Annotated in this window: 1 protein-coding gene and 1 pseudogene; both read right to left on the bottom strand. The window is 54.7% G+C overall.

What is annotated here, in order from left to right; genetic code table 11:
• Positions 1–425 (bottom strand): annotated as a pseudogene (locus GV819_RS32525) (T6SS immunity protein Tli4 family protein); the annotation flags it as partial.
• Positions 426–689: 264 nt separating this feature from the next.
• Positions 690–944 (bottom strand): T6SS immunity protein Tli4 family protein (locus GV819_RS32535; protein WP_256667710.1); only part of this gene is annotated, 255 nt, incomplete at its 5' end.

The raw sequence follows: 944 nt of genomic DNA on the forward strand, positions 1-944 counted from the left end.
ATCTCATTGGCTTCGCGAGAGCGTAGGTTGCGGGCTAGAGAGGTAGCGATTTCAATGCCCCGACGCTCTCTATCGACTGATATTTCTCCTTTTCGATAATATGCCCGACCCTCTGGTTTAGACACGAGGTAAGTGTCTAATCGATACATTGCCGTGCTGGCTTCAGAGCTCCAAGACAGTAGCCCCGCAGCCCCTCCACCCAGGTCTAATCGGCGAAGAAACATGCTGCTCTGTATCTTTTTATGTCGTTGACTCTTCAGCTCCATCTCGCGTTGATCGACCTTGGCCGCTAAGGATGTAGGAGTATCGTCAAGCGCTTTGATGCTGCTGCCCCACAGGTAATACCCGGCATTGATCTCTGCCTGGGGCGGCAGATCGATCAGGAAGCGTCCGTAGCAATGAGTAATCCATCCACTCTTGTCCATGACAGGGCTCCGAGAGGAAAAAATCGATGTGCAGTTGGTAACGCTAGTCAGGGCGATCAGACCCAGGATCGTGAGCAAACAACGAGCGCGGCTCATAAGCCCCCCTTGTCGTCCAGGTGCCAGTCAGCCAATTGAGTGATCTTGATCACGTCAGATAACGCGGCCCATTGGCGCGCTTGCCGTGGTGGCTCTCTTGGTGTGTAACTCTCGCGCTCAGGCACCGTCGCTCTAGCGTCTGCAGCATTTCCCTTCTCCTTGAGAAACTCACAAATCATCCATCCAGTTATCTTTAGGCTTCAGCTCAGCGAGGAACTCTTCCAGGGCGTAGTCATCATCTACCGATGGGCTGCTAACCATCCGTTGGGGCCCTGTAGGCGGGGAGGGGCTGCCAGCATTGCCGTCGCGTCCAGGTGCCGATACCGGACGCAGGCGAATTGAATCGATGATGGCGTCCCACAATTCCAGTGCGGCTTTATCGGATTTGAAAGTCGGAGCCGGTGGGTTGCCATGTTCATCGGA

Origin of the sequence: Pseudomonas sp. Fl5BN2 (assembly GCF_009908205.1) — a bacterium.
Taxonomy (GTDB): domain Bacteria; phylum Pseudomonadota; class Gammaproteobacteria; order Pseudomonadales; family Pseudomonadaceae; genus Aquipseudomonas.